We start from the raw sequence: 26,799 nt of genomic DNA on the forward strand, positions 1-26,799 counted from the left end.
GGGACGAACTGTCAGTGCTTGTGGCCGTGATGATGATCGGCTGCTTCACCCAGGCCGCGTACCGGCGCCTTGACCACCACACTTTCACGCTTGCGGTCGGCGTGCTCGAACACCAGCGTGAGCGGCACCTCCTGGCCTTCGGCAATCGGCGATTTCAGGTCCATCAGCATCACGTGGTAACCACCGGGCTTCAGTTCCACCGTGCGTCCGGCCGGCAGTTCAAGCCCAGCGACGGCGCGCATGCGCATCACGTTGTTGGCCATCGACATTTCGTGGATCTCGACCACGCCGGCAACCGGCGAATGTGCCTCGACCAGTCGGGCGGGCGCACTGGCGGTCAGTTGCATGAAGGCGCCGGTGGCCTTCTGCTGGGCGACCGTGGCACGCACCCAGGGATCCTTCACCGTGACCTGCGCCAGGGCGCCGGCACTGGCAAACGCGATCAGGCTGGCTGCAATAAGGGATTTCATCGTATCCGACTCCGAAAAAGTGGCTCGCTGCCGCGCGGCGGCGACAGCAGGTCCGGAGCGCAGGCGCGCTCCGTCTGAGGTTGATGTGCGGCGCCCGGAGGCGGCGGAGCGCGCGCCCTCACGGTCGGTCGCGGCCCGGCAGCTTGCGGTGCCTGCGCAGAGCCTTCGAGCGATCGGAGCACGACCGGACTGATGCGCACCGTCGCTTGCGACGGCGGCGGAGCCAGTCCGCCGGTGCTGCAGCACCACGGACAATGCGTTGCAAGCGCAGCGGGCGCATCCGGTTCGCCGGAGCGCGTCGAGCAGATGCTGTCCGCGATCGCGCCATCGATGACGAAAGCCACCATCCGTGCGTGCGACGGTGGCAGTAGCGCCACGCACAGCACGATCGCCAGCAACCGGAGCACACGCCTGCCCGCGAGCACGTGCAGGCTCACTCGTAGCGCACCTCGGTCACCTCGATCTCGCGCAGTCCGGCCGGGCTCTGGAAGCGCACGGTGTCGCCCTCGCGCGCCTTGAGCAGCGCGCGGGCGAGCGGCGATATCCACGAAATGCGACCGTCGGATGCATTGGCTTCGTCGACGCCGACGATCTGCACGGTGTGCGGGCCGTCCTCGTCCTCGTAATCGACGGTGGCGCCGAAGAACACCTGTTCCGGGTTCTGCTGTTCCCTGGGGTCGACCACGGTGGCCGACTCGAGCCGCTTGATCAGGAAACGGATGCGGCGATCGATCTCGCGCAGCCGCTTCTTGCCGTAGATGTAGTCGCCGTTCTCGGAGCGGTCGCCGTTAGAGGCGGCCCAGGCCACAGTTTCGACGATGCGTGGGCGCTCGCTGCGCACCAGTTCGTCGAGTTCGGCCCGCAGACGGCCGTAGCCGGCGAGCGTCATGTAGTTCTTGCTGCCCGGTGGCAGCGCACTGACCGATTCGGGATCGTCCTCTTCGGTGTCGGTTTCCTTGGTGAAGGCCTTGCTCATCGGAATGCGGATGCTGCGTGCAGGTTCTGCGGACACGCATCTTACCGAAGCGGCCGCCTGCGGCGAAACACCGCGGGCGGCCGGTGGTTGCGTCAGTGGTAGATCGCCGGCTGCGTCAGCAGCGCCTCCCACGGCCCCATGAAGGCATCGAACTCTTCCGGCCCGACCTCTTCGTCGTGATCGACCAGTTCCTTCAGTTCCTCACGGAAACGGCGTGCTGCGTCGTCGCGGATCAGGGCGCCACGACCGATGCGCTTGTCGATCACCTCGACGGCTTCCAGACCTGCGTACTCGACCACATAGACCAGCGGATTGTTGAACATGATGTGCATGATGGTTCTCCTTGGCTGGTGCGGCTGTACAACACGCAACGGCAGAATGCCCGCCGCAGCTTCCTGCACCGCGTCCCTGCAGTGCAGATGGGGCACACCCGCCGCCTTTCAAGTGAACTAACGGCCGGGTACTGCTTTGCTGAAGGGCGCTTGCGCCCCCGCTGTGTGACACCTAACATCCGGGCCTGTCCCCGAAACGGAGTAGGCGCCGCCGCCCGGCAGTGCGCCAGGCATGGAAGAACAGGAACTGCGCGCCACGCTGGACGCGCTTCGCGCCGAACACCGTGACCTCGATCAGGCCATCGCCGACCTGCATGACGTGCAGTCGCGCGACGAACTGCTGCTGCGACGGCTGAAGAAACGAAAACTATTGTTGCGCGATCGCATCGCCACGATAGAGCGTCTGCTCGATCCCGACGACATCGCCTGACCGCAGCCGCACGCCTTGACGATCCTTCCGCAACTGTCCTGATCTGATGACTGCGCTTCAGTCGCGCAGTTCCACCCGCAGGGGCTGATGATCCGAGGCGTCCGTGCAGGCGTTCACATCGATGCCGATCACGCGCGGCAGCAATGCCGGCGTCGCCAGAGCGAAATCGCAGCAGTAAGGATGATCGGGCCAGTCGGCACCGTGCAGGCCGACGGTGTGCGCATGCGGCCGGTTGCCATGGCAGTGCGTCCACAGATCGATCCAGTCGGCGCCCGCTTCGTCGGCCGGCGCAGTCAGCCGCGCGTGTTCCGCACTGTGCGGCTCGCAGTTGAAATCACCGCACAGCAGCGCCGCCGCGGGCCGCGGCGGCGGCAGGAAAGCCGGGTTCGTGTCCTTGCTCCGCGGTGGCGCGCGCAGGTGGGCCAGCGCCTCGGCCGACAGTGCACGCAGGGCCTCCACCTGCGCCATGCGCTGGATTGCCGAGTAGTACTCGAGGTGCGTGTTCAGCACGCGCAGCGGTCCGCTCGGGGTCGCGACGGTCACTTCCGCCACCGCGCGCTGCATGCCGGGTACGCTGTCGTCGGCCGGCCACGGCAGCAGACGGCGCCAGACAGCGAGCACAGGCAGGCGCGACAGCGTCAGGTTGCCGAACTGCAGGCGCCGGCCATCGTCGCCGAGGCGGTCGCTGCCCGGCGCAAAGACCGCGGTAAAGTCCGGAAACAGCGCGCGGAACTGCTTCACCTGGTCCTCGCCCTGCATTCCGGGCAAGGTGTCGAAACCGACCGCCACCTCCTGCAGGCAGATCACGTCGGCGTCGCCCCAGGCACGCACGATGTCGGCGATACGCCCGGTGCAGACGCGGCCGTCGCAGCCGCGCGCCCACTGGATGTTCCAGCTGACCAGCTTCATGTTCGCTCCACTGCGGAACACCGGCGCCGCAGGCCGGTCGATTCCGCATCTGATGACAGGATGACCACCATGATACGAAGCCTCCTGCTCGCCGGCGCGCTTGCGCTCGGCTCCGCCCTCGCCCACGCCGAAACCGCGCTGGAAAAGCTGCGCGTGCCGCCCGGATTCACGATAGAGCTGTGGGCACAGGTCGACAATCCGCGTGCGATGACGCTGGGCGCGCCCGGCCGGCTGTACGTCGGCTCGCGCGCCGGCCATGTCAGCGCCATCGCTTTCGACCCGGCGACGATGAAGGCCGGCAAGGCGGTCAGGATTGCGAGCCAGCTGAACATGCCGGTCGGCGTCGCCTGGCACGAGGGTGACCTGTATGTATCCTCGCTGGACCGCATCGTCAAACTGCCGGCCATCGACGACAAGCTGGCCGCGCCTCCCAAGCCGGTGCTGGTCAGCGACCGCTTCCCGAAGGAGAGCGCGCACGGCTGGAAGTTCATCGCCTTCGGCCCGGACGGCAAGCTCTACGTGCCGGTCGGCGCACCGTGCAACATCTGCGACCGCGACAAGGACGGCTTTGCCAACATCATGCGCATGAATGCGGATGGCAGCGGACTGGAAATCTACGCGCGCGGCGTGCGCAACACCGTAGGTTTCGACTGGCATCCGAAGACCGGCGAGCTGTGGTTCACCGACAACGGCCGCGACTGGATGGGCGACGACACGCCGCCCTGCGAGCTGAACCGCGTCAGCAAGGCCGGCCAGCACTTCGGTTACCCCTACTGTCACGGCGGCAACATCGCCGATCCGGAATTCGGCAAGGGCCGGTCGTGCGCCGACTATACGCCGCCGGTGCTGCGGCTCGGCGCCCACGTGGCGCCGCTGGGCATGCGCTTCTACACCGGATCGCAGTTCCCGGACGAGTATCGCGGCGCGGTGTTCATCGCCGAGCACGGTTCGTGGAACCGCAGCGTGCGCGACGGCTACCGCGTCATGGTGGCGCGGCTCGACGGCGATACGGTCACCAGCTACACCCCCTTCGTCGAAGGCTTCCTCGGCCGCAACGACGCGGTGTCCGGCCGGCCGGCCGACGTGCTGGTACTGCCCGACGGTTCCCTGCTGGTGTCCGACGACGCCGCGGACGCGATCTACCGCGTGCGCTGGAACGGCACCCGGCACGCCATGCACTGACGCGGTCTCCGCCCGCCATTCACGCTTTCCTTGACCGGCGCGATTGACAGCACGCGCCGGTCGGCGTTGACTGGCATGACAAACGGGGAGACTGATCATGAACACCGACACCACACTCGAAGACAGCCGCATCGAGAGTTTTTCAGTGATGCCGGCACCGGGCGACATCAAGAGCGAAGCGCCGCTCAGCGAAGCGGCGAAAGCGGCCGTGCGGGCCGGCCGCGAGGCGGTGCGCGCCATCCTGGAGCGGACCGATCCGCGCCTGTTCGTCGTGGTCGGCCCCTGCTCGATGCACGACCCGCAGGCCTGCATGGACTACGCACGCCGGCTGCGCGCCCTGTCGGACGAACTGTCGCCCGCGCTGCTGCTGGTGATGCGCGTGTATTTCGAGAAGCCGCGCACCGCGGTCGGCTGGAAGGGCTATATCAACGACCCTTTCATGGACGACAGCTTCCAGATCGAGGAAGGCATGCGCCTGGCGCGCCGCTTCCTGCTCGACGTGGCCGAACTGGGCCTGCCGGCGGCGACCGAGGCGCTGGACCCGATCTCGCCGCAGTATCTGGGCGATCTGATCTCATGGACGGCGATCGGCGCGCGCACCTCGGAATCGCAGACGCACCGCGAAATGTCCAGCGGGCTGTCGACGCCGGTGGGCTTCAAGAACGCCACCGACGGCGACCTCGACGCGGCGATCAACGGCATCATTTCCGCCTCGCGCCCACACAGCTTTCTCGGCATCAACCGTTATGGCCGCTCCAGCATCATCCGCACGCGCGGCAATCCGCACGGTCATCTGGTGCTGCGCGGCGGAGCCGGTCGGCCGAACTACGATTCGGTCAGCATCGCGCTGGCCGAACAGGCGCTGATCAAGGCCGGTCTGCCGCCCAATATCGTGGTCGATTGTTCGCACGCCAACTCGTTCAAGAAGCCGGAAATGCAGCCGCTGGTGCTGGCCGACGTGGCGGGACAGATCCGCGACGGCAACCGCTCCATCGTCGGCGTCATGATCGAAAGCCACCTCGAAGCGGGCAACCAGCCGATTCCGAAGGACCTGTCGCAACTGCGCTACGGCTGTTCGGTCACCGATGGCTGTGTGGACTGGGCGACCACCGAGCGCATGATGCGCGACCTGGCCGCCACCGCCGGTCCGGCGCTGAAGCGCCGGATGGCTGCCGGCTGAGGCCTGCTCAGGCGGTGTGCCGCAGCGCGCTCTTCAGCAGTGCGCGTATGGTGGCCGGCTCGAAGGGCTTGTCGCAGATGCCCGACACGCCCGCCTGCTCGACCGCTGCCAGGCGCCCCATGTCGGATTCGCTGGTCACCATCAGGATGGGCACCGAGGCCTGCCAGCTCTGCTGGCGCACGTATTCGACCAGCGCCTGTCCGTCCATCTCCGGCATGTTGTAGTCGGTCACGACGAGGTCGAACAGGGTCTGGTCCAGCAGCTTCACGGCTTCGCTGCCATCGCTGGCCTCGACGATGTCGCTGAGCCCCATGTTCTCCAGCACGCGGCGCATGAAGCGGCGCGCATTGCCGCTGTCATCGACCAGCAGTACGCGCAGCGCGTCGTAGTCGATGTCTTCGTCCGGCGACGTGTCGTCGGCGAGGAAGTCCAGGGTTGCCGACAGCACCCGCTGCAGCTGCGCGCTGGTGAAGGGCTTGGGCAGGATGCCGCAGACGCCGGACTGGCGCACCGCATCGAGCGCCTGCGGCCGGGTTTCGCTGGACACCAGTACGAAGGCCACCTGCTGCAGTTCGGCCGTATTGCGCATCGCCTGGACCAGTTCGGTGCCGTCGCCGTCCGGCAGGTAGAGCGCACTGATCACCAGATCCGGCACCTTGGCGGACATCGCCGCCAGCGCAGACTGCACGCCATCGGCCTCGCGGATCTTCATGATGCCGACCGCCGCCGCGCGCTCGCGGATGATGCGTGTCTGCGTCGAGGAGGGTTCGACCAGCAGCACGTCGAGATTGAACAGGTCAGGCGTCATGGGCGGGGCCCGCAGGATTCGGTCCTGTTCTTGACGGCACCATCGCGCTGCAACATGAGCGGCGCTTCGTGACGCACGCCTCCCGCCGATGCGCTTCGCCGCGGCATTTCGCCGCGAGACGCCCGTCCGGCCGCCGCCGTGGCGCCGGAATCGCGGTGCGACAGGCAAAAAAAACGGCCCGCGGTTGCGGGCCGTCTTCACTGCGTGCTGCGGCAACGGTCAGACCGCCACTTCCTTCGCGGTCTCTGCGTACTCTTCGATCTGGTCGAAGTTCATGTACTTATAGACCTTGTCGGCGTCCTTGGTGACGACGCCGATTTCCGCCAGGTACTCCTCGCGGGTCGGGATGCGGCCCAGCTTCGAGCAGATCGCCGACAGTTCGGCCGAGCCGAGGAACACATTGGTGTTCTTGCCCAGACGGTTCGGGAAGTTGCGGGTCGAGGTCGACATCGCGGTACTGCCTTCCTTGATCTGCGCCTGGTTGCCCATGCACAGCGAGCAGCCCGGCATTTCCATTCGCGCACCGGCGCCGCCCAGGGTGGCGTAATAGCCTTCCTTGGTCAGTTCGGAGGCGTCCATCTTGGTCGGCGGGGCGATCCACAGGCGCACCGGAATGTCCTTCTTGCCTTCCAGCAGCTTGCCGGCGGCACGGAAGTGGCCGATGTTGGTCATGCAGGAGCCGATGAACACTTCGTCGATCTTCGTGCCGGCAACCTCGGACATGAACTTGGCGTCGTCCGGATCGTTCGGGCAGCAGACGATGGGTTCCTTGATGTCGTTCAGGTCGATCTCGATCACGGCCGCGTATTCGGCGTCCTTGTCGGCTTCCAGCAGCTGCGGATCGGCCAGCCAGGCTTCGACCGACTTGATGCGGCGCTCCAGCGTGCGGGCATCCTGGTAGCCGTTGACGATCATGTTCTTCATCAGAACGATGTTCGAACGCAGGTATTCCTGCACCGGCTCCTTGTTCAGCTTGATCGTGCAGCCGGCGGCCGAACGCTCGGCCGAGGCGTCCGACAGTTCGAAGGCCTGTTCGACCTTCAGATCCGGCAGACCTTCGATTTCGAGGATGCGGCCGGAGAACACGTTCTTCTTGCCCTGCTTGGCCACGGTCAGCAGACCGGCCTTGATCGCGTACAGCGGAATCGCATGCACCAGGTCACGCAGCGTGACGCCCGGCTGCATCGTGCCCTTGAAGCGCACCAGCACCGATTCCGGCATGTCCAGCGGCATCACGCCGGTGGCCGCACCGAAGGCGACCAGACCGGAACCGGCCGGGAAGGAAATGCCGATCGGGAAACGGGTGTGCGAGTCACCACCGGTGCCGACGGTATCCGGCAGCAGCAGGCGGTTCAGCCAGGAGTGGATCACGCCGTCACCCGGACGCAGCGCAACGCCACCGCGGTTCGAGATGAAGGCCGGCAGTTCGCGGTGCATCTTCACGTCCACCGGCTTCGGATAGGCGGCGGTGTGGCAGAAGGACTGCATGACGAGGTCGGCCGAGAAGCCGAGGCAGGCCAGATCCTTCAGTTCGTCGCGGGTCATCGGGCCGGTGGTGTCCTGCGAGCCGACCGTGGTCATCTTCGGTTCGCAGTAGGTGCCCGGACGGATGCCCTTGCCTTCCGGCAGGCCACAGGCGCGACCGACCATCTTCTGCGCCAGCGTGTAGCCCTTGCCGGTGTCGACCGGCGCCTTCGGCAGGCGGAACAGCGTCGATGCGCCCAGACCGAGGAAATCACGCGCCTTGGCGGTCAGCGAACGGCCGATGATGAGGTTGATGCGGCCACCGGCGCGCACTTCGTCCAGCAGCACTTCGCTCTTCAGCGCGAACTCGGCGACCGTTTCGCCGTTCTTCGTGATCTTGCCGTCGTACGGCAGCACGTCGATCACGTCGCCCATTTCCAGCTTCGACACGTCGACTTCGATCGGCAGCGAGCCGGAGTCTTCCTGCGTATTGAAGAAGATGGGGGCGATCTTGCCGCCCAGCGTGACGCCGCCGAAGCGCTTGTTCGGTACGAAGGGGATGTCCTGGCCGGTGGCCCAGATGACCGAGTTGGTCGCCGACTTGCGCGACGAGCCGGTGCCGACCACGTCGCCGACGTAGGCGACCAGGTGGCCCTTCTTCTTCAGGTCGTCGATGAACTGCATCGGGCCGCGCACGCCGTCCTTCTCCGGCTTGAAGGCCGCATCCGGGCGGGTGTTCTTCAGCATCGCCAGGTAGTGCATCGGGATGTCCGGGCGGGTGGTCGCGTCCGGCGCCGGCGACAGATCGTCGGTATTGGTTTCGCCCGGCACCTTGAACACGGTGACGGTGATCGACTTCGGCACTTCCGGACGGCTGGTGAACCACTCGCCGTCGGCCCAGGACTGCACCACTTCCTTGGCCTTGGCGTTGCCGGCCTTCGCCTTCTCGGCGACATCGTGGAAGTAGTCGAACATCAGCAGGGTCTTCTTCAGGCCCTCGGCGGCAACCGCGGCGACTTCTGCGTCGTCCAGCAGGTCGATCAGCGGCTTCACGTTGTAGCCGCCCACCATGGTGCCCAGCAGTTCGGTAGCCTTGGCCTTGGAAATCAGTGCGACCTTGACGTCACCGTGCGCCACGGCGGCCAGGAAGGAGGCCTTCACCTTGGCGGCGTCGTCCACGCCCGGCGGCACGCGATGGGTCAGCAGGTCGAGCAGGAAGGCTTCCTCGCCGGCAGGCGGGTTCTTGATCAGCTCGATCAGTTCAGCAGTCTGCTTCGCATCGAGGGCGAGCGGCGGGATGCCGAGCGCAGCGCGTTCGGCGGCATGGGCACGGTAAGCTTCAAGCACGGTGAGTCCTCCGGTAGACGGGTATACCGCATCATAGAACGACACACCGTCTTGATGGTGCGTCGCACGAAGACGCGGACTGAAAAGCCGCGGCTTGCACCGAAGCAGCCTCGAAAAAGTGCTTTTGAATCTGCACCTTGCCGACGACCGCAACCTTGCATGGCGCAGCGCAAAATCCACTGCGCGCGAAGGCGGTTCAAGTCTTATATATGATATCTTTTATTCGTTTTCAAGCCAAGCCGCCCACCATGCCGCAGCGCAGCCCGCTGGCTATACTGCGCGCCCCAGCGCCAGCGCTTCGCGACCCGACTCACGGCTCGTCATGATTGCCCCTGCCCTTCCCGACGCCGACCTGCGCGATCTGAACACGCTGCATCTGCCCGCCCGTGCGGCGCGTCTGCAGCCGGTGGACGACGCGACCGATCTGCCGTCGCTGACCGAGGCGCTGCTGCAGCGTGGCGAGCGCATCCTGGTCCTCGGCGGCGGCAGCAACATCGTGTTCGCGGCCGACTTTCCGGGCACCGTGCTGCAGATGCGCACGCGCGGCATCGAACTGCTGGCGCACGACGGCTGCACGGTCCGCGTCGCCGTCGCCGTCGGCGAAAACTGGCACGATTGGGTCGGTCACGCGCTCGACCAGGGCTGGTACGGCCTGGAGAACCTTGCTCTCATTCCCGGCACCGTCGGTGCCGCACCGGTCCAGAACATCGGCGCCTACGGTGTCGAACTGGTCGACCGGCTGGAGCGCGTCGAAGCCTGGGACATGCAGGACCGGCGCTGGCTTGATCTGACGGTTGCCGACTGCGCGATGAGCTACCGCGACAGCGTGTTCAAGCGTCGCCTGGCCGGCCGCGCCATCATCACCCGCGTCGTGTTCCGGCTGAGCACGCGACCCGAGGTGCGTGCGGATTACGCCGATCTGCAGCGCGAACTGGCAGCCTGCGGCGTCACCAGCCCCACCCCGCGCGACGTGTTCGACGCCGTGTGCGCGGTGCGCCGCGCCAAGTTGCCGGACCCAGCCGTGATCGGCAACGCCGGCAGCTTCTTCCGCAATCCGGTACTGCCCGCCGACGAAGCCGCGCGCCTGCTCGCCGCGCACCCGGACGCGCCGCACTACCCGGCGACCGACGGCGCGGTGAAATTCGCCGCGGCCTGGTTCATCGACCGTTGCGGCTGGAAGGGGACGCGGCGCGGCGACGCCGGTGTACATGACAGGCAGGCGCTGGTGCTGGTGAATCACGGTCAGGCGACCGCCGATCAATTGCTGAAGCTGGCCGCAGACATCCAGGCCAGCGTGCGTGAGCGTTTCGGGGTCGACATCGAACCCGAGCCACTGATCGTCGGCTGAACGTCCGCCCACGCCGCTAGCGCGAGCAAGCTCCCACAAGAACCACGCAAGGCGCTCCACCGGCTGGCTTATGCGTCAGGCCACCTCCGCCAGCCCATGCCGGCGCCGCGCACGCAGGCAGGCTTCCGAACCTGCCTCGAACTCGCGACAGGGGTCGGGCCGCTCGTCGTAGATGAAACAGCTCACCTGCTCGCCGATCCGCCCGCGCAGCGCGCGACAACGCGGCTGGGCGTCGTCGGTGCCGCGCATGCGGGCGATCGATACGTTCAGTTCGTCGTAAAGACCCTCGGGCACACGCCCGCCCTGCGCCTCGCCGTCCGACGGATGGAAATCGACACGGAAGCTGGCGCAGCACGCGCCGCATTCGACACAGTTGTAGTCCATGACGCTCCGGATAGGTGTGGATCGCGCACCTCGCGCCGATCCGATGTTCCGACATTGTCCGACAGCGCGTCCGTCGACGACAGGGCGCGGCGTATGCCGCCCCGGCAGTGCGATCTCGCCGAGGTCGCCGGCACATCATCGGTGACCAGGACCCTTCCAGCTTCCTACACGCACAGGCATGGCGCCTACAGCGGCTGCCCTCCCGCCGACAGCCGGCCGGGCCGCCAGCGTCGACACTGCAGTCCATGGATGCCGATCCCGGTATCCGCTATCCACGCTATCCAAGGAGACTGCAATGACCGTCCTCAAGACCTTCGTTACCGCCGCCTTCGTAATCACGTCCGCCGGCGCGATGGCCGAAACCACCTACCCGACCGAGCACATGAACGACACGGTCGAATCCCTGCCCGCTGGCAGTCAGGGCGCGATGACGAGCGACGCAGTCGACGCCCGCAACGCGGTGACCGCCCGCCCGACGCCGGTTGCACCCGCCGCCGCGGCGGACCCGCTGTACCGCAGCGACGACTATCCGAACGACACCGGCTGGCACCGCGCCGCCGAGGCGCAGCAGGCGCGCGGTGGCAATCCGGAACAGGCGTGGGCCGAAATCACCCAGCGCCCGAGCCCGATCGCACCGGCGGCGCCGGCTGATCCGGACTTCGTGCCTTTCAACGTGAACTGATGACGCAGCTGTGACCGCGCCAGATGCGGTTGCGCACGGGCGGATCGCCATCGGCGATCCGCCCGTTGTCGTCAACCTGCATGCACACCGCAGCGGTACAGCGCGTGCCCGCTCGCCAGATACTTCCGTTCGAACGGCGTGATCGGCATCGACGGGACATATTCGTCGACGCAGGCATCGATGCCCGTGATCAGTTTGACTGCCAGAGCGAACTCTTCGACGTACACGCGCCAGTTGCTGCGGCATTCGATGCTGCCGCCCAGCGCGAGCACCCGCGGAAACACCGGATGCGCCGGCCAGCGCCGCGCCAGTTGCCCGATCTTGGGCCACGGATTCGGATACAGCATGTACTGGCGCGCCGGCCGATAAGCAGCTTCATGCAGCAGACGCCAGATGTCCGCCATGTCCGCACGCAGCAGCAGTGCATTGAACGGCAGTGCCGGGGCGCGCGACAGGCGGTCGGCCGACTGGTCCACGCCGAGCACGAAATGACCGGGAAAGCGTTCGGCCAGATGCAAGGTGCTTTCGCCGACACCGCAGCAGCTGTCGACGATGAGCGGCGCGCCCGGCGGACAGACGGCCGAGAATCGCGCGAACGCCTCTGCACTGTAGGGGGCGACCGGCTTGCGGAAAACCTGCCCGCGGCGGCGTTCGATCAGCGCCGCGAGCTGTTCGTGCGGCCCGGTCTGCGCACTCGCCGGCACGCGCGAACAGCCGCGCAGATCACTCACGACAGGTAACGCCGCCCGGTCTGACTGATCCACACCGACCACGCCAGTATCAATGGATGCGCCATTTCCAGCCCTTCCTCGAAGGCCGCCGAGTAGTGCTTGGTCAGCGGGCCCAGTTCGATGCCGTAATCCACCGACAGCACGGCCGGCAGACGGTCGATCAGCTTGCCGACCACGACCAGCGCGGTGCCGGCCATCAGCCAGGCGCCGGACCGCGAACGCCAGCCACCCTGCAGGAACAGGAAGCGCGCGATCACCAGACCGGCGTACAGCACCAGTGCCACCAGGAAGAGGGCGATCGCACCGCAGATCAGCTTTTCCTCGAAGGGACGCGCCGCGTCACGGTAGAAGCTGTTCTTCAGGAAGCTTTCGCCGGTGAACAGCTTGTGCCAGTCCGCCTCGCGCGCGGCAAACGCCAGGCACAGCAGCGCGAAGGCCCAGGCGCGCGCGCGCAGCGGGCGGATGCGCAGCAGCACGATGACGGCGGTGCCCAGCCAGCCGGCGATGGACAGCTGCTCGAAGGGCCCCACCTCGGAGAAGGTCCATTGAAAGGCCTGCTCGTTCAGCACCAGCGGGAGCAGTGCGAGCATCAGCGTGTAGGCGATCAGCAGCCACACGATGCGGCGGTCAGTCGTCGTCATGTCGTATCCGTATTCAGTTGTGTGAAAGCAGCCGGCGATAGACGGCGAGATTGCCCTCGACCATCGCATCCACCGAAAACTCCGCCAGTATGCGTGCCCTGCCCGCCTCGCCCAAACGTCGGCGCAATCCGGCGTCGTCGAGCAGACGTGCCAGCACCGCGGTCAGCGCGGCCACGTTGCCCGGCGGAATCAGCAGTCCGCTGACGCCGTCGGCGACGGCTTCCGGCAGTCCGCCGGCGCGTGAAGTGACGATGGGCACCGCGGCGGCCGAAGCCTGCAGCAGCGACACGCCCAGCCCTTCCATGTCGGCCGGATGCGCGAGGATGTCGAGCCCGCCCAGCCAGCGCGGCAGGTCGGTGCGGAAGCCGGCGAAGCGGATGACCTCCGTCAATCCGCGCTCCGCCACCTCGCCTTCCAGTTCCTCGCGCAACGGCCCCTGCCCGAAGAAGATCACCCGCACGTCGGGGTGACTTGCCCGCAGCGCCGTCATCGCTTCGATCACATAGCGATGCCCCTTGCGGGCGATCAGCTGGGCCACGACGCCGATCACGCGCGCGTTTTCCGGCAGCCCGAATTCGCGGCGAAAGGCGGCGGCGTCCACCGGCTGCAGATAGGGTGCGGCATCGACCGCGCTGCGCACGCAGCTCACACGCTGCGGGGCCAGCCCCTCCGACAGCAGCACCTCGCGTATGCCTTCGGAAATGGTGATCACGTGGTCGTACAGCCGGTACTTCAGCGCAACCAGCCAGCGCGGCTCGGGGTTGTCGACGCGGCGCGACAGCACGCACCGGGTGCCCGTCAGCTTTGCGGCGATGCCGCCCCACAGGTCGGCGCCGCGCCGGCTGTGAAGATGCACGATGTCCGGCCGCTCGACGCGGATCAGGCGAGCCAGACGCAGCGCCATGCCGGCGTCGGCATCGCCGCCCATCGTCATCTCGACCACCTGCGCGTGGCCGGCACAGGCGGCGGCGATGCCGGCGCCTGGCGGGCAGGCCAGCACATTGGAAACACCGCGCCGCGCCAGTCCTTCGACGATGTAGGCGACCTGACGCGCACCACCGTAGTAATGCTTGCCGGCTTCGACGTGCAGCACCTTCATGCCGCGAGCGCCTTTACCGCCTCATCGAGCACCCGTTCCGGCGTGATGTCGCGCAGGCAGGTGTAGGCGCCGCCGCAGGTCGGCCGGCGCTTGCACGGCGAACAGTGCAGGCCCAGCCAGATCACCCGCGCATTGGTGCGACCGGTATTCGTATAGGGACAGGTCGAACCGAAGATCGCCACGGTGGGCGTCGCGAAGGCAATGCCCATGTGCGTGAGTCCGGTGTCGACGCCGACCAGCAGGCCGGCGCCGCGCACCAGCGCGGCCGCCTCCGGCAGCTTCGTGCGGCCGACCAGATTGACCAGCCCCGGCGCGCCGGCGGCGATGCGCGCGGCGGCCTCGGCGTCGGCCGGTCCGCCGAGCAGCACCGGTGTCAGACCGGTTCGGGCGGCGAGTGCCGGTGCCAGCGCCTGCCAGGCGTCCTCGAACCAGTGCTTCTGCGGCCGCGTCGTGAAGGCGGCGAACACCGCGTAACGGCCGGGCGTGAGCCCGTGCTCCGCCAGCAGTGCGTGCGCGCGCGCATCCGCGTCAGCCGACACATGCAGCGTCGGCAGGAAGTCGCCGGTGTCCAGTTCGAGCTGTTCGGCCAGGTGCAGGTACTCGGACGAAATGCGCGCGATGTCGCCGCCGCGCGGCACCACCCGCGTCATCAGCCACTGGCTCCCCTCGCGCGAACCGAGGCCGATGCGCGTGCGCGCACCGGCCAGCCAGGCGAGAAAGCCACTCTTCAGCAGCCCCTGCAGATCGAGCACGGTGTCGAAGCGATGGCTCAGCAGTTCGGCGCGCAGTGCCCTCACCCGCCGCCACAGCTCACCGTAGCGGCGTTCGCGCCACAGCCGCGTCCACTCCGCCTTCGGCCAGAGGATGCGGGCGTCGACGTTCGGATCGTGCGCGATCAGCGCATCGATGCCGGGCTCGACCAGCCAGGCGACGAAGGCGTCCGGATGCGTCCGCCGGATCGCCGCTGCGAGCGGCGACGCGAACACCACGTCGCCGATGGCCGAGGTGCGGACGATGAGGATGCGCTTCAAGCCGGTCGCTCCCGCGCGCCGGTCCACAAGGCGGCAAGGAAGAGCACGTACATCAGGCTCAGATTGGAGCGCATCAGATAGGACTCAAACAGGCAGATCGGTATGAACAGCACCGGCAGGGCCAGCCGGATACGCTGTCTGCCATCGACCGGCCCACGGCGCAGCAGCGGAAAGAACAGCACGGCAAGCAAGAGGAGGCTGGCGGCTATGCCGGCATTGGCCTGCGCGTAGAGATACTGGTTGTGCGGGTTGTAGATCGGCGTCCAGTCCGGCGTGTGTTGTGCGTTGATCCGCGCGTACTCGGCCTCGAAATCACCGATGCCAACGCCCAACCAAGGTGACTCTGCGATCATTCGCGCCGAATTGAGCGCGTACACGATGCGCAGACCCATCGATGAATCGACGCGCTGTTCGTAATTCACGACCTCGTCGATACCCGCGTCGACACGCGCGCGGAAGTAGTCGCTGCCGAAATAGCCACCCGCCACTAATCCACCCGCCAGCAGCGTCGCCAGAACACCTGCCAACAATGGGCGGCGCGCGCAACGCTGGAAGATCAGCAAGGCCAACAACACGAGGAAGCCAAGCAGCCCGGCGCGTCCGCCGGCAATCAGCAGATTGAGCGTGGTGGCCAAGATCAGCCCTGCATACAGCACGCGCTGGCCAATCCCACGCGCATCGAACAGCAGACGATACCCCGCCAAGTACCCAGCCAACGCTAGCGCTGGCGTGTACATCATGCGATCGACGAAAGGTGCCGTATCGTCCGCACCCTTCTCGACCCTGATGCCCTCGGGCAGATCGGGCCAGACGTTCAACTGTGCCCAGTTGTAGAAAGCCAGCAGCTCGCACATCGCGATCGACAGCAGGAAGGCCGATACATAGCGACCGAAATGCTCGCGCCTCGCCACGCTGAAATAGAGCGCAAACAACAGAAAGAAGCCCTGACGTCCACTCATGCGTCGCCCCCACTCCAGATCCGCTGTCCACAGCAAGGACAGCAGAAACACTCCGTAGTAGGCGGCGAATATCCATACCAGCGGCTCGGCCCCCAACGCACGCAGCTTCGCGCTGTAGCGTCCCTCGATCAGCCAGAGGATGAGAATGAGCGCGCTGAACCAGTAGGCAGGCGCTACCGTGAGCGGTATCGAGAAGAACACGCCCGCCAGCAGCCATGAATTGATCGCGGGTATCCGCGCGCGGAAATTGGTGAAGTTCATTCGATCTCCACGCCGCACTGCTCGAAAGTCGTCCTCATGTCCTTCCGTTCATCCGGTGTCTTGAAGTTCACCGCTGGCCAGCCGAAAGCGCGCACGCGCACTTCGGGTGCGTAGATCTGCCGCGCGATCAGCAGCGCTGTCGAGCGCACACCGACCACCGCGGCGTAAGGGGTGCGCGCCATATGAACCTCCAGTGCGCAGTCCGGCTCGATGAGCCGGTAGTCGGGATGACGCAGTTCGTGTCCCGCATCCTTCGGGTGCGCCTTGTAGTCGATATCGGTGATTCCCTGCGCCGCCAGCCAGTCGCGTATGCGTACCGTGGTCGCCGCCACGTCGGCGGCGCTCATCAGCCCGAAGCCGGTCAGTGGCTGCCCCACCACCAGCGCGCGACGCACCGTGTCGTCCGCAGCCGGCGCTGGCGCATCGACCAGCGGTGGCAGCACCACCACCTTGTCGGCCGGGTACTCGTGCGGCAGCCCGGGCAACACGTAGATGCGGTCACAGAACGGCGCATCCGAGCCGATGCGGTCGCCGGAAAAACAGGTATAGCGCAGTTCCGGTGCGAACAGGCTGCGCAGCAGCCGCACGCGCTGCGCCAGTCTTTTCGTGAAACTCAGCGGATAACGGCGGATCGAGATCAGGCCGTCGGGCAGGATGCGCGCACGCATTTCGCGCGCGCCGACCGCGCGCGGCAAGGCGTGCAGGAAGTAATTGATCGCCTCGGTATCGAACACCGCGCTGTGGACGATCAGGCGCTCGCACTGCCCGACCAGCCCGCTCACCAGACCGATGTTGGCGCGCAGCCGCCGATGCCGGCCAAAAGCGCCGGGCAGCGGCTCCCAGCGCGGCCACGGCATATAGGTACACGCGTCCCATTCGGCCGGATCGACGGCCGACTTCATGCCCGGCTTGTACCAGACCAGCACCTGCCGTGCGCCGGGCTCGAACGCCTGCGCAATGCGCCGGGCGGCGAGGTACTGCAGCGGCGAAGCGACGAAATAGAGGGCGACGGAGCCGGAAACGGACATGCCGGAAGGCGGTGTGGGAAATTTGCGAAGGCGTGATGTTACTTGTTTGAGCAGGTGGACGTGATGTCCGCACCACCCCACGCCTGCGCTGGCCGCGAAGCAGGCATCTTCCATCCGCATCGCCGGGAACGGCGCCCCGCCCTCTGTACAGCCCTGCCTTCAGCGCGCAATTGCTGCCACCCTTCATGCGTGCGGCATTGCACGGCCAATGAGGAAGGAAACGGAATGACGATGAAACATCTGTGGCGCAGCCTCGTGCTGAGCCTGGCGGTAGCGGCCGCCGGCAGTGCGGGCGCGCAGTCCGCCCACGAGCGCTTCGAGGAAGCGGTGAAGACGGCCGTTGCGCCGCTGGCCGACGGCGCGGTTACCGGCATGAAGGTGCTCTACCTTGGCGCGGAACACACGCCCTGGCTGGACAGCGGCTTCCCGGTGAAGGCCGGCGATCGGGTGACCGTGCTGCTGCAGGGGCGCGTTTGGCTGTCGCGTCACTACGATATTTCGCTCGAAGCGCCCCTCCAGCTGTGGCGTCGCATCGGCGAGAACGGAGCGATCTCGCGCGGCCTCGACGCCACCGATACCTTCACCGCCGCGGAGAACGGCACCGTGCAGTTGAAGAACCTGCCCACCCGCTGGCTCGACGCGAGGGGCCGCTACCAGGGTGAGGCGCAGCCCGCCAGCCCCGACACAGGCGGCGGCGTCAGCGTGGCGCTGATCCGTTGGGCACCGGATGCCGACGTCGCGGCCACCCTCGCGGCACTGGCCCTGCATCCGGCTGCGCCCGACTGGGCGGCGCCAGCCCTGGCCCGTCTGCAGTCGCCACCCGTCGCGCCCGACGGCTGGCAGTACCTGTGGGAACTGGGCCCGGCGGAAATCTTCCGCGAGGTCCGCGCCAGCGACGACGACGGCGGCCCGAAGCGCCGCATGCACGCGCACACGCGCAACGACGTCGCCATCCTGCAGAAACCGGCCGAGGTCGCATTGACGCAAGACACCGAGCTCAAGTGGTCGTGGCGGGTGGACCAGTTGCCGGGCAAACAGGCCGAGAACAGCGTGATCACGCACGACTACATCAGCATCGCGGTCGAATTCGACAACGGGCAGGATCTGACCTATCTGTGGAGCAGCGCGCTGCCGGTCGGCGAAACCTTCCGCTGCCCGCTGCCCGGCTGGAAGGACCGCGAAACCCATGTCGTGGCGCGCTCCGGCAACACCGACCTCGGCCGCTGGCTGAACGAGTCGCGCAATGTGCTGCAGGACTACGCGAAGGCGGTCGGCGGGCCGCCGCCGCAACGCATCGTGCGTGTGTGGCTGATCGCCAACAGCGTGTTCGGACGCGGCGAAGGGCGCGCCCAGTTCGGCGACATCCGGATCGGCGCGGGCGGCACCGACCTCGCCGTCTGGTAGTGCGGCATCCAGGGGGCCGGCGGACTCAGTTCTCCGGCCCCATGTCCACCCGCGCCCGCACCTCGAACTCGCGCTCGACGTAGGCCCATTCGGGCGACGCCCGCAGCACGTCCAGCAGCGCGTCGAACGCCGCTTCGTGTTCCGGCGCGAATTCGAACCAGGTCAGGAAATCGAAGGGCTCGTCCGGCGACAGGTCGCGGCAGTGATGCAGCCGCCGCGCCACCGCGGGCAACACGCGCAGACCGTGCGCGATGTGGTGTGACTGCTCTTCCATGATGGCGCGCCGCTCGTCCTGCGCCAGCGCCCACCAGGCCGCCGACTTGCGGATCGGGATCAGTACGGCGCAGGCCGCACCGCTGCGGCCGAGCGACGGTGACGCGGCGGTCAGCGTCTGTTTCTCGTCACGGGTGACGTAGCGCTCGTTGCTGGTGATGCCGCGCAGCGACCACAGGCCGCTGCGCGCTGCATCGCCGGCGATGCGGTCGAGACGCGGCGCTTCGGCCAGCGCTTCGCCGATGACGGCGCGTACCTCGGTAATGCGCCAGGGGCCGTCGGCACCGGCGGCGAAAGTCCATAGGCGTTCTGTCATGGCTGACTCCGGTTCGGGGGACGATCAGGCGGAAAGGCGATCGTCGCGTGGGTCTGCATGCATCAGCCATGCCCGCCTGGCACTGGCCTTGCACCTTGCAGTGGGTCGCCGAACGCCCGATGGCGGAGAAATTCGCCGCCTGAATGCACCACATCGGTGCGGAAACGGCTTACCGACGCGGCAAACATCCTTGCCCTGTCGGCGCTGCCGCAACGCCCCCCCGTGCGATCGCGGCCAGACGACACGACCGGATTCCGGACGCCGCACTCCGGATACCGGACTCCCGACGCCACCCGCGCGCCTGGCTGCTGCCAGCCCTGCGCCACCGTTCAGGATCGCCACCATGACCTTCCGCCGCTTCACGCGTCTGCGATGGACGCTGCCTTCCAGCCAGGCGCTGCTCACCAGCGCCGCGCTGCTCTGCGCCAGCACTGCTGACGCCCAGATGACTTTGCAGGGCTCCGGCGACAGCTCGCTGACGCTCGGCCTGTGGCTGCGCGCCTCCTACGTCAATGCCGAAGAGGCGCGCCCGGCCGGCGGCAGTGCGCACGACAGCGGCTTCACGCTGGATTCGGTCCGCCTGCTGTCGTCGGCGAAATTCAGCCGGCGCGTCGGCGCCACGCTCACCTTCGAACGCCCGCCGGCGAAGGACATGCAGCTGCTCGACGCCATCCTGCAGTTCGAGCTGGCAGAGGGGCTGAACCTGTGGGCAGGCCGGCTGGTGCCGCCGACCGACCGCTCGAACATGGCGGGCAATCAGTTCGCCAACGTGTGGGGCTATCCTTTCGTGTCGCTCTATCCGAACGCCTTCACCGGTCGTGACGACGGCGTGCTGCTGTGGGGCAATCTGTACGCCGACCGGCTGCTCTACAGCGTCGGCGTGTTCGAGGGCAAGAACCGCGGCGGCGGTCTGTCGAATGCCTCCAGTGAGCCGCTGTTCGCGGCCCGCTTCGCCTGGAGCTTCCTCGACCCGGAACCCGGCTACTACGGCACCAGCACCTATTACGGCGACAAGGAGGTGTTCACGCTGGGCGCCGCGCTGATGAGCCAGAAGGACGGCGTCGGTGTGGCCGGCGCCCGCGGCGACTACCGCGCGTGGAACGTCGACGCGCTGTACGAGACGCGCCTGCGCTCCGGCGGTGTGCTCACCGTCGAGGCCGCGTGGTACGACTACGACACCGACGGCGTGGCCGACGTGGCGCCCGCCGACCCGCTGTGTTCGCGGGTGAGCAACTGCGGCGGTGCGCTGCAGGCGGATGCCGCGCTGCTCACCGTCGGCTACCTGATCCCGCACGCGGTCGGCCCCGGCCGCTTTCAGCCCTATGTGCGCTTCCAGCGCCTGGATCCGGACGCCGGCGCGCGCGCCGAACAGTGGGACGTCGGTACGAACTACGTCATATCGGGTCACAACGCGCGCCTCACCGCGGTGTACTCGAGTGCGAAAACGCAGGGCGCCACATCGCTCGACCGCTTCGTGCTGGGCCTGCAGCTGCTGTACTAGGCCGTGCCACATGCGCTGCATACGCCGTTCGCGATTGCGAACAGACACGGGGCGGTGCCTGTTCAGTCGCTGGACGCGCGCATCGCCAGTGCGGCTGCGGCGGCGCGGGTTTCGACGCCGAGCTTTTCGTAGATGTGCTCGAGGTGCTTGTTAACAGTGCGCGGACTCATGCCGAGGATGTCGCCGATGTCGCGGTTGGTCTTGCCCTTGGCCAGCCAGGACAGCACCTCGGCCTCGCGCGGCGTCAGCTGGGCGCCAGCGATGCGGGTGCTCGATTCGCCGCGCTTCCTGACATCAAGCAGCAGCATGTGCTCGCCCAGGCCCACCGCGCCCAGGCTGCGCGCATAAAGCGCCTGGTCGCCCTGCTCGCGCAGCAGTCGCGCATCGGCCGCCGGGTCCGCCGTCAGGCCGGCAGGGTCGCCCAGCCAGTCTGCGGTGGCCGCCGCCGGGTCGATACCGAACTGACCCAGGCACTCGCCGGCACGTGGCGAGCGCCACGCGACGCGGCCGAGCGCATCGACCACCAGCACGCCGAGGCCGGCCACGTCGACCGCCTGCCGTGCGATGCGCACCGCGCGCGCGTTGCGCACGTGGGCGGTAAGCCGCGCCAGCACCTCTTCGACGCGCAGCGGCTTGACCACGTAGTCGGTGCCGCCGGCGGTAAAGCCTTCGACCACTTCGGCGGTGCCCGACAGGCCGGTCATGAAGATGACCGGCACATGAGTCAGCCCCGGCTCCTCGCGGATGCGGCGGCAGGTTTCGAAGCCGGACAGACCGGGCATCACCGCATCGAGCAGGATGGCGTCGGGCACCACCCATTCGAGACGGGCCAGCGCCGACGCGCCGTCGTGCGCGATCAGCACGGTGTAGCCGGCCTGCGACAGCGCGTCGCACAGGAAGCCGAGCGAATCGGGCGCGTCGTCGACGACGAGCACGACCGGTTGATGGAATTCAGAGAGCATGGGCGTCGCGTTGTAATAGTTGTGTGAAGCGTATGAGGTCGAAGCCGTCGACCAGCGCGCGCAGGCGACGGCAGTCTTCGCGTGCGGCTTCGGACCGTTCGGAAATCGCGTCCAGCAGCGTGGCGATGCCATTGACGTGGCCCAGCCGCGACAGACGCAGCAGCGCGGCGCGCTCTTCGTCGTCGAGCGCTGCGAGCGGCGCGTCGGCAGCCGGCTCCGTCTTCGGCGGTGCGGCGTCGGCCGGTTCGTCGACATGCCAGGTCAGGTCCAGCGCCTCGCGCAGCTGGTCCAGCAGTTCGGACTCCATGACAGGCTTGGGCACGAAGCCGGCGCAGCCGGCGGTGCGCAGCAGTTCGCTGCGGTTCTCGAACACATTGGCCGACACCATCAGCACCGGTATCGGCGCGCCGTCGAACTCGCGCAGCCGGCGCGCGGTATCCCAGCCGTCCATGCCGTCCATATTGATGTCCAGCAGCACCACGTCCGGGCGCACGCGGGCGACGCAATCGAGCGCCTCGCGCCCGCTGGCCGCCTCGTCCACGTCGAAGCCGAGCGGCGCCAGCATGCCGGTCAGCATGTGGCGCTGGGTCGCATCGTCATCGACCAGAAGCACGCGCACGCGCGGGCCCTCGTAGCCGATGATGGTGCGCAACGAACGGGTCTGCGTCGGCACCGACAGGTATTCAGGCAGGTAGAGCCGCAGGCGGAAGGTGGAGCCGCGGCCAAGCTCGCTCTCCAGCGTCAGTTCGCCACCCATCAACGAGGTGAGCATGCGGGTGATGCTGAGGCCCAGGCCGGTTCCCGGCTCGGCGATCACACGGCCGCTGCTGCTGCGCTCGAAGGGCATGAAGATGCGTGCGTGGTCGTCGGCCGCGATGCCGGGGCCGGTGTCGGCGATTTCGAAGCGCGCCACTTCCATCCGGTAATCGATGCGCAGCACCACCTCGCCCTGCTCGGTGAACTTGACCGCGTTCGCCAGCAGGTTGATCAGCACCTGGCGCAGCCGCTTGGCGTCGACGCGCACGTAGTCGGGCAGGCGGCCGGTCGTTTCGATGCGGAACTGCAGGCCCTTGCGCGCCGCCTGCGGCTCGAACATCTTGGCCAGATCGTCCAGCAGTTCGCGCAGCGGCATCGGCGCCGGATCCAGCCTGAGCTTGCCGGCCTCGATGCGCGCCAGGTCGAGCAGGCCGTCGATCAGGCCCAGCAGATGTTCGCCGCTGCGCAGGATGGTACCGAGCGCGCGCTTCTGCGTGTCGTCGCCGCCGCCCTTGCCGGTGCTGCCGCTGCCGCCCGTTTCGCGCAGCAGGATCTGCGCGTAGCCGAGAATGCTGTTCAGCGGCGTGCGCAGTTCGTGGCTGATGCCGGTCACGTAGCGCGTCTTGGCAAGGTTGGCCGACTCGGCGGCGTCCTTGGCCTTCTGCAGCGCGAGGTCGGTCTTGCGGTGGGCGTCGATTTCGCGCATCAGCAGCTGGTTCTGCCGGTTCGATTCGTCCTGCGCCAGCCGCCGGCTTTCCGAACCGAGCACGATCCACCAGGCGCACACCGCGCACAGCAGCACCAGCAGCGCGAAGGTTTTCGACAGCGTGAGCTGCAGGCTGTCGCGCGCCGCCGGGTAGAGGCCGCTGACGATGGCCTCCTGGTAGAACACGACGCCGAAGATGACCGCGAGCAGCACGGTGAGCGACAGGAACACCACAAGGAAATGGCCGACGCGGAAATTCACGCGCCGCGCCAGTTGCATCGGCAGGATGGCGTTCAGGAAGGCGTGCAGCTGGTCAGCGGCGCTGGCGTCGGTCTTGCAGCGGTCGTGGCAGCGCGATTCGAGCGTGCAGCACAGCGAACAGATGGGCTGGCCGTAGGCCGGGCAGTACGCCATGTCCTCCGATTCGAAGCTGTTTTCGCAGACGTGGCAGGTCACCGTCTGGCCCGGCCGCCACTGCGTGGCACTGCGCCGCGCGAGGTAGTAGCGGCCGCGCGTGGCGAGCGCGATCAGCGGCGCGGTGACGAAGGCGGTGGCCAGCGAGATGAAGGGCGAAAAGGCCTGCGCCATGTCGCCCATCCAGCCGGTATAGGCGAGCACGGATACCAGCGTGGCGATCAGCATCGAGCCCAGACCGACCGGGTTGATCTCGTACAGATGGGCGCGCTTGAACTCGATGTGCGACGGCGACAGACCGAGCGGCTTGTTCACGACCAGGTCGGCCACCAGTGCGCCGACCCAGGCGATGGCGAGATTGGCGTACAACCCCAGCACGTGCTCCAGCGCCTCGAACACGCCGAGCAGCATCAGCAGCAGCGCGATCACCACGTTGAACACCAGCCACACGACGCGACCCGGATGGCTGTGCGTGAGACGGGCGAAGAAGTTGGACCAGGCGAGCGAGCCGGCGTAGGCATTGGTCACGTTGATCTTCAGCTGCGACACGATGACGAACAGCGCGGTCACCGCCAGCACGACGGCCGGCGAATCGAACACGTAGGCGAAGCCGGCGAGATACATCTGCGTCGGCTCGACCGCGCGGTCCACCGGCACCATGGCCTGCAGCGCGAGAAAGGCGAGGAAGGCTCCACCCAGCATCTTCACCATGCCCGGCACCACCCAGCCAGGACCGGCGATCAGCACCGACGCCCACCAGCGCACCCGGTTCTCGCGCGTCTTCTCCGGCAGGAAGCGCAGGTAATCGACCTGTTCGCCGATCTGCACCACCAGCGAGATCGCCACCGTCGACGCCGCACCGAACATGATCCAGTCGAATTCGCTGCTGCCCGAACTGCGGCCGGCCAGACCGGTGAATTCCGAGTACAGGTGCGGCGCCCGCCACCACACCGCGAGGTAGGGCAGCACCAGCAGCACGATCCACAGCGGCTGCGTCCACAGCTGTATGCGGCTGATCAGCGTGACGCCGTGGATCACCAGCGGAATGACGACGACCGAACACAGCAGATAGCTCCACGCCAGCGGCAGGCCGAAATACATTTCGAAGGCGAGCGCCATGATGGCCGCCTCGATGGCGAAGAAGATGAAGGTGAAGCTCGCGTAGACCAGCGAGGTGATGGTCGAGCCGAGGTAGCCGAAGCCGGCGCCGCGCGTGAGCAGGTCCATGTCCACGCCGTACTTGGCGGCGCAGTAGCTGATCGGCAGACCGGTCAGGAAGGTGATCAGCCCGACCAGCAGGATGGCATACAGCGCATTGGTGAAGCCGTAGTTCAGCGCGATGGCGCCGCCTATCGCCTCCAGCGCCAGGAAGGACACCGCGCCGAAGGCGGTGTTGGCGACCCGCCACTCCGACCACTTGCGGAAGCTGCGCGGCGTGTAGCGCAGCGCGTAATCCTCGAGCGTCTCGTTGGCGACCCAGGTGTTGTAGTCGCGGCGGATCTTGAATATCTGGTGGGTGGCTTCGGACATCGGGGCAGGCGCTGACGCGATCGAGGCCACACCATGCAAGAAATGCTCCGGGCAGCGGAACCGCGCGCCGCCCGGAGCCCAAGTGCAGCTTCCCTCCACGCCGCGCACCCCGACGGTGCCCTCGGCAACATCCTGGTGCAGTGCGACAGCGCAGGATTCCACCTTAGCACCGGCCCACCCCGATCGCGGGTGTTGCGCCGAGTACGCACATACGTCAATCGACGTATTCCGGCTACGCACCCCCGAACACTACTTTTCGCACCGCAGCGAGCGATTGCGGTGCAGTGCACAAAACGATTCAACGGCCGCAACCGGATCGCCTGAAGCTCCCCAACCCCTTCCGCTCAGGAGAAACGATATGGCTGACAAGAAAGACACGATTCCGGCTCCGCTCACCGACGAACAACGCCGCAAGGTTCTGCTCGGCATGGCCGCAGCACCGGCACTGATGGTGCCCGGCGTCAGCTTCGGCAACGCCCAGTTCCCGACGGCCAAGGTCAACACGACCAAGCTCGCGGTGACCGACACCGAAGTCATCGTGGGTCAGCTGCACTCTGCCACCGGCACGATGGCGATTTCCGAAACCGGCTCCATCCAGGCCGAACAGCTGGCGATCGACCAGATCAACGCGATGGGCGGCATCCTCGGCCGCAAGATCAAGGTGATCAAGGAAGACGGCGCCTCCGACTGGCCGACCTTCGCCGAGAAGTCGAAGAAGCTGCTGGTAAACGACAAGGTGGCCTGCGTGTTCGGCTGCTGGACCTCGGCTTCGCGCAAGGCGGTGCTGCCGGTGTTCGAGAAGGAGAACGGCCTGCTGTACTACCCGACCTTCTACGAAGGTCTGGAGCAGTCGAAGAACGTCATCTACACCGGCCAGGAAGCCACCCAGCAGATCATCTGGGGTCTCGACTGGGCGTCGAAGGAAAAGAAGGCCAAGACCTACTTCCTGGTCGGCTCGGACTACATCTGGCCGCGCACGTCGATGAAGATCGCGCGCAAGCACATCGAGTCGGTCGGCAAGCTGGGCAAGGTGGTCGGCGAGGAGTACTACCCGCTCGGCCACACCAACTTCAACTCGCTGATCAATAAGATCAAGGTCGCCAAGCCGGACTGCATCTTCGCAGCCGTGGTCGGCGGCTCCAACGTGGCCTTCTACAAGCAGCTGAAGGCGGCTGGCATCACCGGCGTCAAGCAGTTCCTGCTGACGCTGTCGGTGACCGAGGACGAAATGCTGGGCGTCGGCGGTGAAAACTTCGCCGGCTTCTACTCCTCGATGAAGTACTTCCAGTCGCTCGACAACCCGAACAACAAGGCTTTCGTCGAAGCGTTCAAGAAGGCCTACGGCCCGAAGTCGGTCATCGGCGACGTCACGCAGGCGGGCTATCTCGGCCCCTGGCTGTGGAAGGCCGCGGTCGAGAAGGCCGGCAGCTTCGATGTCGACAAGGTGGTCGCCGCCTCGCCCGGCATCGAACTGAAGACCGCACCGGAAGGCTACGTGAAGCTGCATGAGAACCACCACCTGTGGTCGAAGGCACGCATCGCCCAAGGCCAGCCGGACGGCACTTTCAAGGTGGTCGCCGAATCGGCTGAGCTGATCGAGCCGAATCCGTTCCCGAAGGGCTACCAGTAATACCCCGGCGCGCCGCCCCGGCGCAGACCGGGCGGCGCGCCTCCT

Annotated in this window: 24 protein-coding genes; 8 read left to right on the plus strand and 16 right to left on the minus strand. The window is 67.0% G+C overall.

Annotated elements, in window-relative coordinates; all coding sequences use genetic code 11:
* Positions 1–11: 11 nt before the first annotated feature.
* From WJU27_RS08780 to WJU27_RS08790, 3 genes are all read right to left on the minus strand, one after another.
* A complete protein-coding gene (locus WJU27_RS08780; protein WP_341421872.1) occupies positions 12–470 on the minus strand; it encodes a copper chaperone PCu(A)C in 459 nt (152 codons plus the stop codon).
* A gap of 433 nt (positions 471–903) precedes the next feature.
* Positions 904–1,446, minus strand: coding sequence for a transcription elongation factor GreB (gene greB / locus WJU27_RS08785; protein WP_020164116.1), 543 nt, complete (start codon positions 1,444–1,446; stop codon positions 904–906).
* Between the two features lie 92 nt (positions 1,447–1,538).
* A complete protein-coding gene (locus WJU27_RS08790) occupies positions 1,539–1,778 on the minus strand; it encodes a DUF3567 family protein (protein WP_020164115.1) in 240 nt (79 codons plus the stop codon).
* A gap of 232 nt (positions 1,779–2,010) precedes the next feature.
* Here WJU27_RS08790 and WJU27_RS08795 point away from each other — a divergent pair, with 232 nt between their 5' ends.
* On the plus strand, positions 2,011–2,208 hold the full coding sequence (locus tag WJU27_RS08795) for a DUF465 domain-containing protein (protein ID WP_019918851.1): 198 nt from the start codon (positions 2,011–2,013) through the stop codon (positions 2,206–2,208).
* 57 nt (positions 2,209–2,265) lie between these two features.
* Here WJU27_RS08795 and WJU27_RS08800 read toward each other — a convergent pair whose 3' ends face one another.
* Positions 2,266–3,117, minus strand: a complete 852-nt coding sequence (locus WJU27_RS08800; RefSeq protein ID WP_341421873.1) for an endonuclease/exonuclease/phosphatase family protein — start codon at positions 3,115–3,117, stop codon at positions 2,266–2,268.
* A 60-nt stretch (positions 3,118–3,177) separates the two neighbouring features.
* On the opposite strand from WJU27_RS08800, the gene WJU27_RS08805 reads away from it, so the two are divergent.
* Positions 3,178–4,299, plus strand: coding sequence for a PQQ-dependent sugar dehydrogenase (locus tag WJU27_RS08805; RefSeq protein ID WP_341421874.1), 1,122 nt, complete (start codon positions 3,178–3,180; stop codon positions 4,297–4,299).
* Between the two features lie 97 nt (positions 4,300–4,396).
* Positions 4,397–5,479 (plus strand): 3-deoxy-7-phosphoheptulonate synthase, encoded by a 1,083-nt coding sequence (locus WJU27_RS08810; RefSeq protein WP_341421875.1) that lies wholly within the window; start codon positions 4,397–4,399, stop codon positions 5,477–5,479.
* A gap of 7 nt (positions 5,480–5,486) precedes the next feature.
* Here the strand turns inward: WJU27_RS08810 and WJU27_RS08815 are convergent, their stop codons facing one another.
* Both WJU27_RS08815 and acnB read right to left on the minus strand, forming a co-directional pair.
* Complete coding sequence (locus WJU27_RS08815; RefSeq protein WP_296810290.1) at positions 5,487–6,287, minus strand: response regulator; 801 nt, start codon at positions 6,285–6,287, stop codon at positions 5,487–5,489.
* A 219-nt stretch (positions 6,288–6,506) separates the two neighbouring features.
* Positions 6,507–9,098, minus strand: a complete 2,592-nt coding sequence (gene acnB, locus WJU27_RS08820; RefSeq protein ID WP_341421876.1) for a bifunctional aconitate hydratase 2/2-methylisocitrate dehydratase — start codon at positions 9,096–9,098, stop codon at positions 6,507–6,509.
* Between the two features lie 322 nt (positions 9,099–9,420).
* On the opposite strand from acnB, the gene murB reads away from it, so the two are divergent.
* On the plus strand, positions 9,421–10,446 hold the full coding sequence (murB, locus tag WJU27_RS08825; protein ID WP_341421877.1) for a UDP-N-acetylmuramate dehydrogenase: 1,026 nt from the start codon (positions 9,421–9,423) through the stop codon (positions 10,444–10,446).
* A 75-nt stretch (positions 10,447–10,521) separates the two neighbouring features.
* Here the strand turns inward: murB and WJU27_RS08830 are convergent, their stop codons facing one another.
* Positions 10,522–10,830, minus strand: a complete 309-nt coding sequence (locus WJU27_RS08830; RefSeq protein WP_341421878.1) for a YkgJ family cysteine cluster protein — start codon at positions 10,828–10,830, stop codon at positions 10,522–10,524.
* Between the two features lie 295 nt (positions 10,831–11,125).
* Here WJU27_RS08830 and WJU27_RS08835 point away from each other — a divergent pair, with 295 nt between their 5' ends.
* Entirely contained in the window at positions 11,126–11,512 is a 387-nt protein-coding gene (locus WJU27_RS08835) for a hypothetical protein (protein WP_020164107.1), read from the plus strand.
* Positions 11,513–11,583: 71 nt separating this feature from the next.
* On the opposite strand, the gene trmB is transcribed toward WJU27_RS08835, so the two are convergent.
* From trmB to WJU27_RS08865, 6 genes are read right to left on the minus strand one after another with little or no spacing between them, the layout of a single operon-like run.
* Positions 11,584–12,243 carry a tRNA (guanine(46)-N(7))-methyltransferase TrmB gene (gene trmB, locus WJU27_RS08840; RefSeq protein ID WP_341421879.1) on the minus strand — a complete coding sequence of 220 codons (660 nt, stop codon included), beginning with the start codon at positions 12,241–12,243 and terminating at the stop codon, positions 11,584–11,586.
* The gene (locus WJU27_RS08845; protein WP_020164104.1) at positions 12,240–12,884 is read right to left on the minus strand and encodes a hypothetical protein; all 645 of its coding nucleotides are present in this window, start codon (positions 12,882–12,884) and stop codon (positions 12,240–12,242) included. The genes trmB and WJU27_RS08845 overlap by 4 nt, the downstream gene beginning before the upstream one ends.
* Before the next feature lie 13 nt (positions 12,885–12,897).
* Complete coding sequence (locus tag WJU27_RS08850) at positions 12,898–13,983, minus strand: glycosyltransferase (protein WP_341421880.1); 1,086 nt, start codon at positions 13,981–13,983, stop codon at positions 12,898–12,900.
* Positions 13,980–15,014, minus strand: a complete 1,035-nt coding sequence (locus tag WJU27_RS08855) for a glycosyltransferase family 9 protein (RefSeq protein WP_341421881.1) — start codon at positions 15,012–15,014, stop codon at positions 13,980–13,982. The genes WJU27_RS08850 and WJU27_RS08855 overlap by 4 nt, the downstream gene beginning before the upstream one ends.
* Complete coding sequence (locus WJU27_RS08860; RefSeq protein WP_341421882.1) at positions 15,011–16,234, minus strand: O-antigen ligase family protein; 1,224 nt, start codon at positions 16,232–16,234, stop codon at positions 15,011–15,013. Before WJU27_RS08860 ends, WJU27_RS08855 begins: the two co-directional genes overlap by 4 nt.
* Complete coding sequence (locus WJU27_RS08865) at positions 16,231–17,262, minus strand: polysialyltransferase family glycosyltransferase (RefSeq protein ID WP_341421883.1); 1,032 nt, start codon at positions 17,260–17,262, stop codon at positions 16,231–16,233. Before WJU27_RS08865 ends, WJU27_RS08860 begins: the two co-directional genes overlap by 4 nt.
* Positions 17,263–17,487: 225 nt before the next feature.
* On the opposite strand from WJU27_RS08865, the gene WJU27_RS08870 reads away from it, so the two are divergent.
* Positions 17,488–18,666 (plus strand): DUF3047 domain-containing protein, encoded by a 1,179-nt coding sequence (locus WJU27_RS08870; RefSeq protein ID WP_341421884.1) that lies wholly within the window; start codon positions 17,488–17,490, stop codon positions 18,664–18,666.
* Between the two features lie 25 nt (positions 18,667–18,691).
* On the opposite strand, the gene WJU27_RS08875 is transcribed toward WJU27_RS08870, so the two are convergent.
* Complete coding sequence (locus WJU27_RS08875) at positions 18,692–19,255, minus strand: chlorite dismutase family protein (protein WP_341421885.1); 564 nt, start codon at positions 19,253–19,255, stop codon at positions 18,692–18,694.
* A 343-nt stretch (positions 19,256–19,598) separates the two neighbouring features.
* Between WJU27_RS08875 and WJU27_RS08880 the strand changes: the two genes are divergently transcribed.
* A complete protein-coding gene (locus tag WJU27_RS08880; protein WP_341421886.1) occupies positions 19,599–20,756 on the plus strand; it encodes a hypothetical protein in 1,158 nt (385 codons plus the stop codon).
* A 62-nt stretch (positions 20,757–20,818) separates the two neighbouring features.
* On the opposite strand, the gene WJU27_RS08885 is transcribed toward WJU27_RS08880, so the two are convergent.
* Both WJU27_RS08885 and WJU27_RS08890 read right to left on the minus strand, forming a co-directional pair.
* Positions 20,819–21,718 carry a DNA-binding response regulator gene (locus tag WJU27_RS08885; RefSeq protein WP_304010242.1) on the minus strand — a complete coding sequence of 300 codons (900 nt, stop codon included), beginning with the start codon at positions 21,716–21,718 and terminating at the stop codon, positions 20,819–20,821.
* Positions 21,708–25,124 (minus strand): ATP-binding protein, encoded by a 3,417-nt coding sequence (locus tag WJU27_RS08890; RefSeq protein WP_341421887.1) that lies wholly within the window; start codon positions 25,122–25,124, stop codon positions 21,708–21,710. The genes WJU27_RS08885 and WJU27_RS08890 overlap by 11 nt, the downstream gene beginning before the upstream one ends.
* A 358-nt stretch (positions 25,125–25,482) precedes the next feature.
* Here WJU27_RS08890 and urtA point away from each other — a divergent pair, with 358 nt between their 5' ends.
* Positions 25,483–26,754 carry an urea ABC transporter substrate-binding protein gene (gene urtA / locus WJU27_RS08895; protein ID WP_020164094.1) on the plus strand — a complete coding sequence of 424 codons (1,272 nt, stop codon included), beginning with the start codon at positions 25,483–25,485 and terminating at the stop codon, positions 26,752–26,754.
* The last annotated feature ends 45 nt before the right edge of the window (positions 26,755–26,799 follow it).

Origin of the sequence: Methyloversatilis sp. NSM2 (assembly GCF_038066675.1) — a bacterium.
Lineage (GTDB): Bacteria > Pseudomonadota > Gammaproteobacteria > Burkholderiales > Rhodocyclaceae > Methyloversatilis > Methyloversatilis discipulorum_A.

What these genes read in the sequence shown, in the direction of transcription:
- WJU27_RS08885 (WP_304010242.1), bottom strand. Translation starts at nt 21,718, where the DNA reads ATGCTCTCTGAATTCCATCAACCGGTCGTGCTCGTCGTCGACGACGCG.
- greB (WP_020164116.1), bottom strand. Translation starts at nt 1,446, where the DNA reads ATGAGCAAGGCCTTCACCAAGGAAACCGACACCGAAGAGGACGATCCC.
- WJU27_RS08780 (WP_341421872.1), bottom strand. Translation starts at nt 470, where the DNA reads ATGAAATCCCTTATTGCAGCCAGCCTGATCGCGTTTGCCAGTGCCGGC.
- WJU27_RS08830 (WP_341421878.1), bottom strand. Translation starts at nt 10,830, where the DNA reads ATGGACTACAACTGTGTCGAATGCGGCGCGTGCTGCGCCAGCTTCCGT.
- WJU27_RS08870 (WP_341421884.1), top strand. Translation starts at nt 17,488, where the DNA reads ATGACGATGAAACATCTGTGGCGCAGCCTCGTGCTGAGCCTGGCGGTA.
- WJU27_RS08880 (WP_341421886.1), top strand. Translation starts at nt 19,599, where the DNA reads ATGACCTTCCGCCGCTTCACGCGTCTGCGATGGACGCTGCCTTCCAGC.
- WJU27_RS08850 (WP_341421880.1), bottom strand. Translation starts at nt 13,983, where the DNA reads ATGAAGGTGCTGCACGTCGAAGCCGGCAAGCATTACTACGGTGGTGCG.
- WJU27_RS08795 (WP_019918851.1), top strand. Translation starts at nt 2,011, where the DNA reads ATGGAAGAACAGGAACTGCGCGCCACGCTGGACGCGCTTCGCGCCGAA.
- WJU27_RS08890 (WP_341421887.1), bottom strand. Translation starts at nt 25,124, where the DNA reads ATGTCCGAAGCCACCCACCAGATATTCAAGATCCGCCGCGACTACAAC.
- WJU27_RS08810 (WP_341421875.1), top strand. Translation starts at nt 4,397, where the DNA reads ATGAACACCGACACCACACTCGAAGACAGCCGCATCGAGAGTTTTTCA.
- WJU27_RS08800 (WP_341421873.1), bottom strand. Translation starts at nt 3,117, where the DNA reads ATGAAGCTGGTCAGCTGGAACATCCAGTGGGCGCGCGGCTGCGACGGC.
- WJU27_RS08805 (WP_341421874.1), top strand. Translation starts at nt 3,178, where the DNA reads ATGACCACCATGATACGAAGCCTCCTGCTCGCCGGCGCGCTTGCGCTC.
- WJU27_RS08875 (WP_341421885.1), bottom strand. Translation starts at nt 19,255, where the DNA reads ATGACAGAACGCCTATGGACTTTCGCCGCCGGTGCCGACGGCCCCTGG.
- WJU27_RS08835 (WP_020164107.1), top strand. Translation starts at nt 11,126, where the DNA reads ATGACCGTCCTCAAGACCTTCGTTACCGCCGCCTTCGTAATCACGTCC.
- urtA (WP_020164094.1), top strand. Translation starts at nt 25,483, where the DNA reads ATGGCTGACAAGAAAGACACGATTCCGGCTCCGCTCACCGACGAACAA.
- WJU27_RS08860 (WP_341421882.1), bottom strand. Translation starts at nt 16,234, where the DNA reads ATGAACTTCACCAATTTCCGCGCGCGGATACCCGCGATCAATTCATGG.
- WJU27_RS08815 (WP_296810290.1), bottom strand. Translation starts at nt 6,287, where the DNA reads ATGACGCCTGACCTGTTCAATCTCGACGTGCTGCTGGTCGAACCCTCC.
- WJU27_RS08845 (WP_020164104.1), bottom strand. Translation starts at nt 12,884, where the DNA reads ATGACGACGACTGACCGCCGCATCGTGTGGCTGCTGATCGCCTACACG.
- WJU27_RS08865 (WP_341421883.1), bottom strand. Translation starts at nt 17,262, where the DNA reads ATGTCCGTTTCCGGCTCCGTCGCCCTCTATTTCGTCGCTTCGCCGCTG.
- murB (WP_341421877.1), top strand. Translation starts at nt 9,421, where the DNA reads ATGATTGCCCCTGCCCTTCCCGACGCCGACCTGCGCGATCTGAACACG.
- WJU27_RS08790 (WP_020164115.1), bottom strand. Translation starts at nt 1,778, where the DNA reads ATGCACATCATGTTCAACAATCCGCTGGTCTATGTGGTCGAGTACGCA.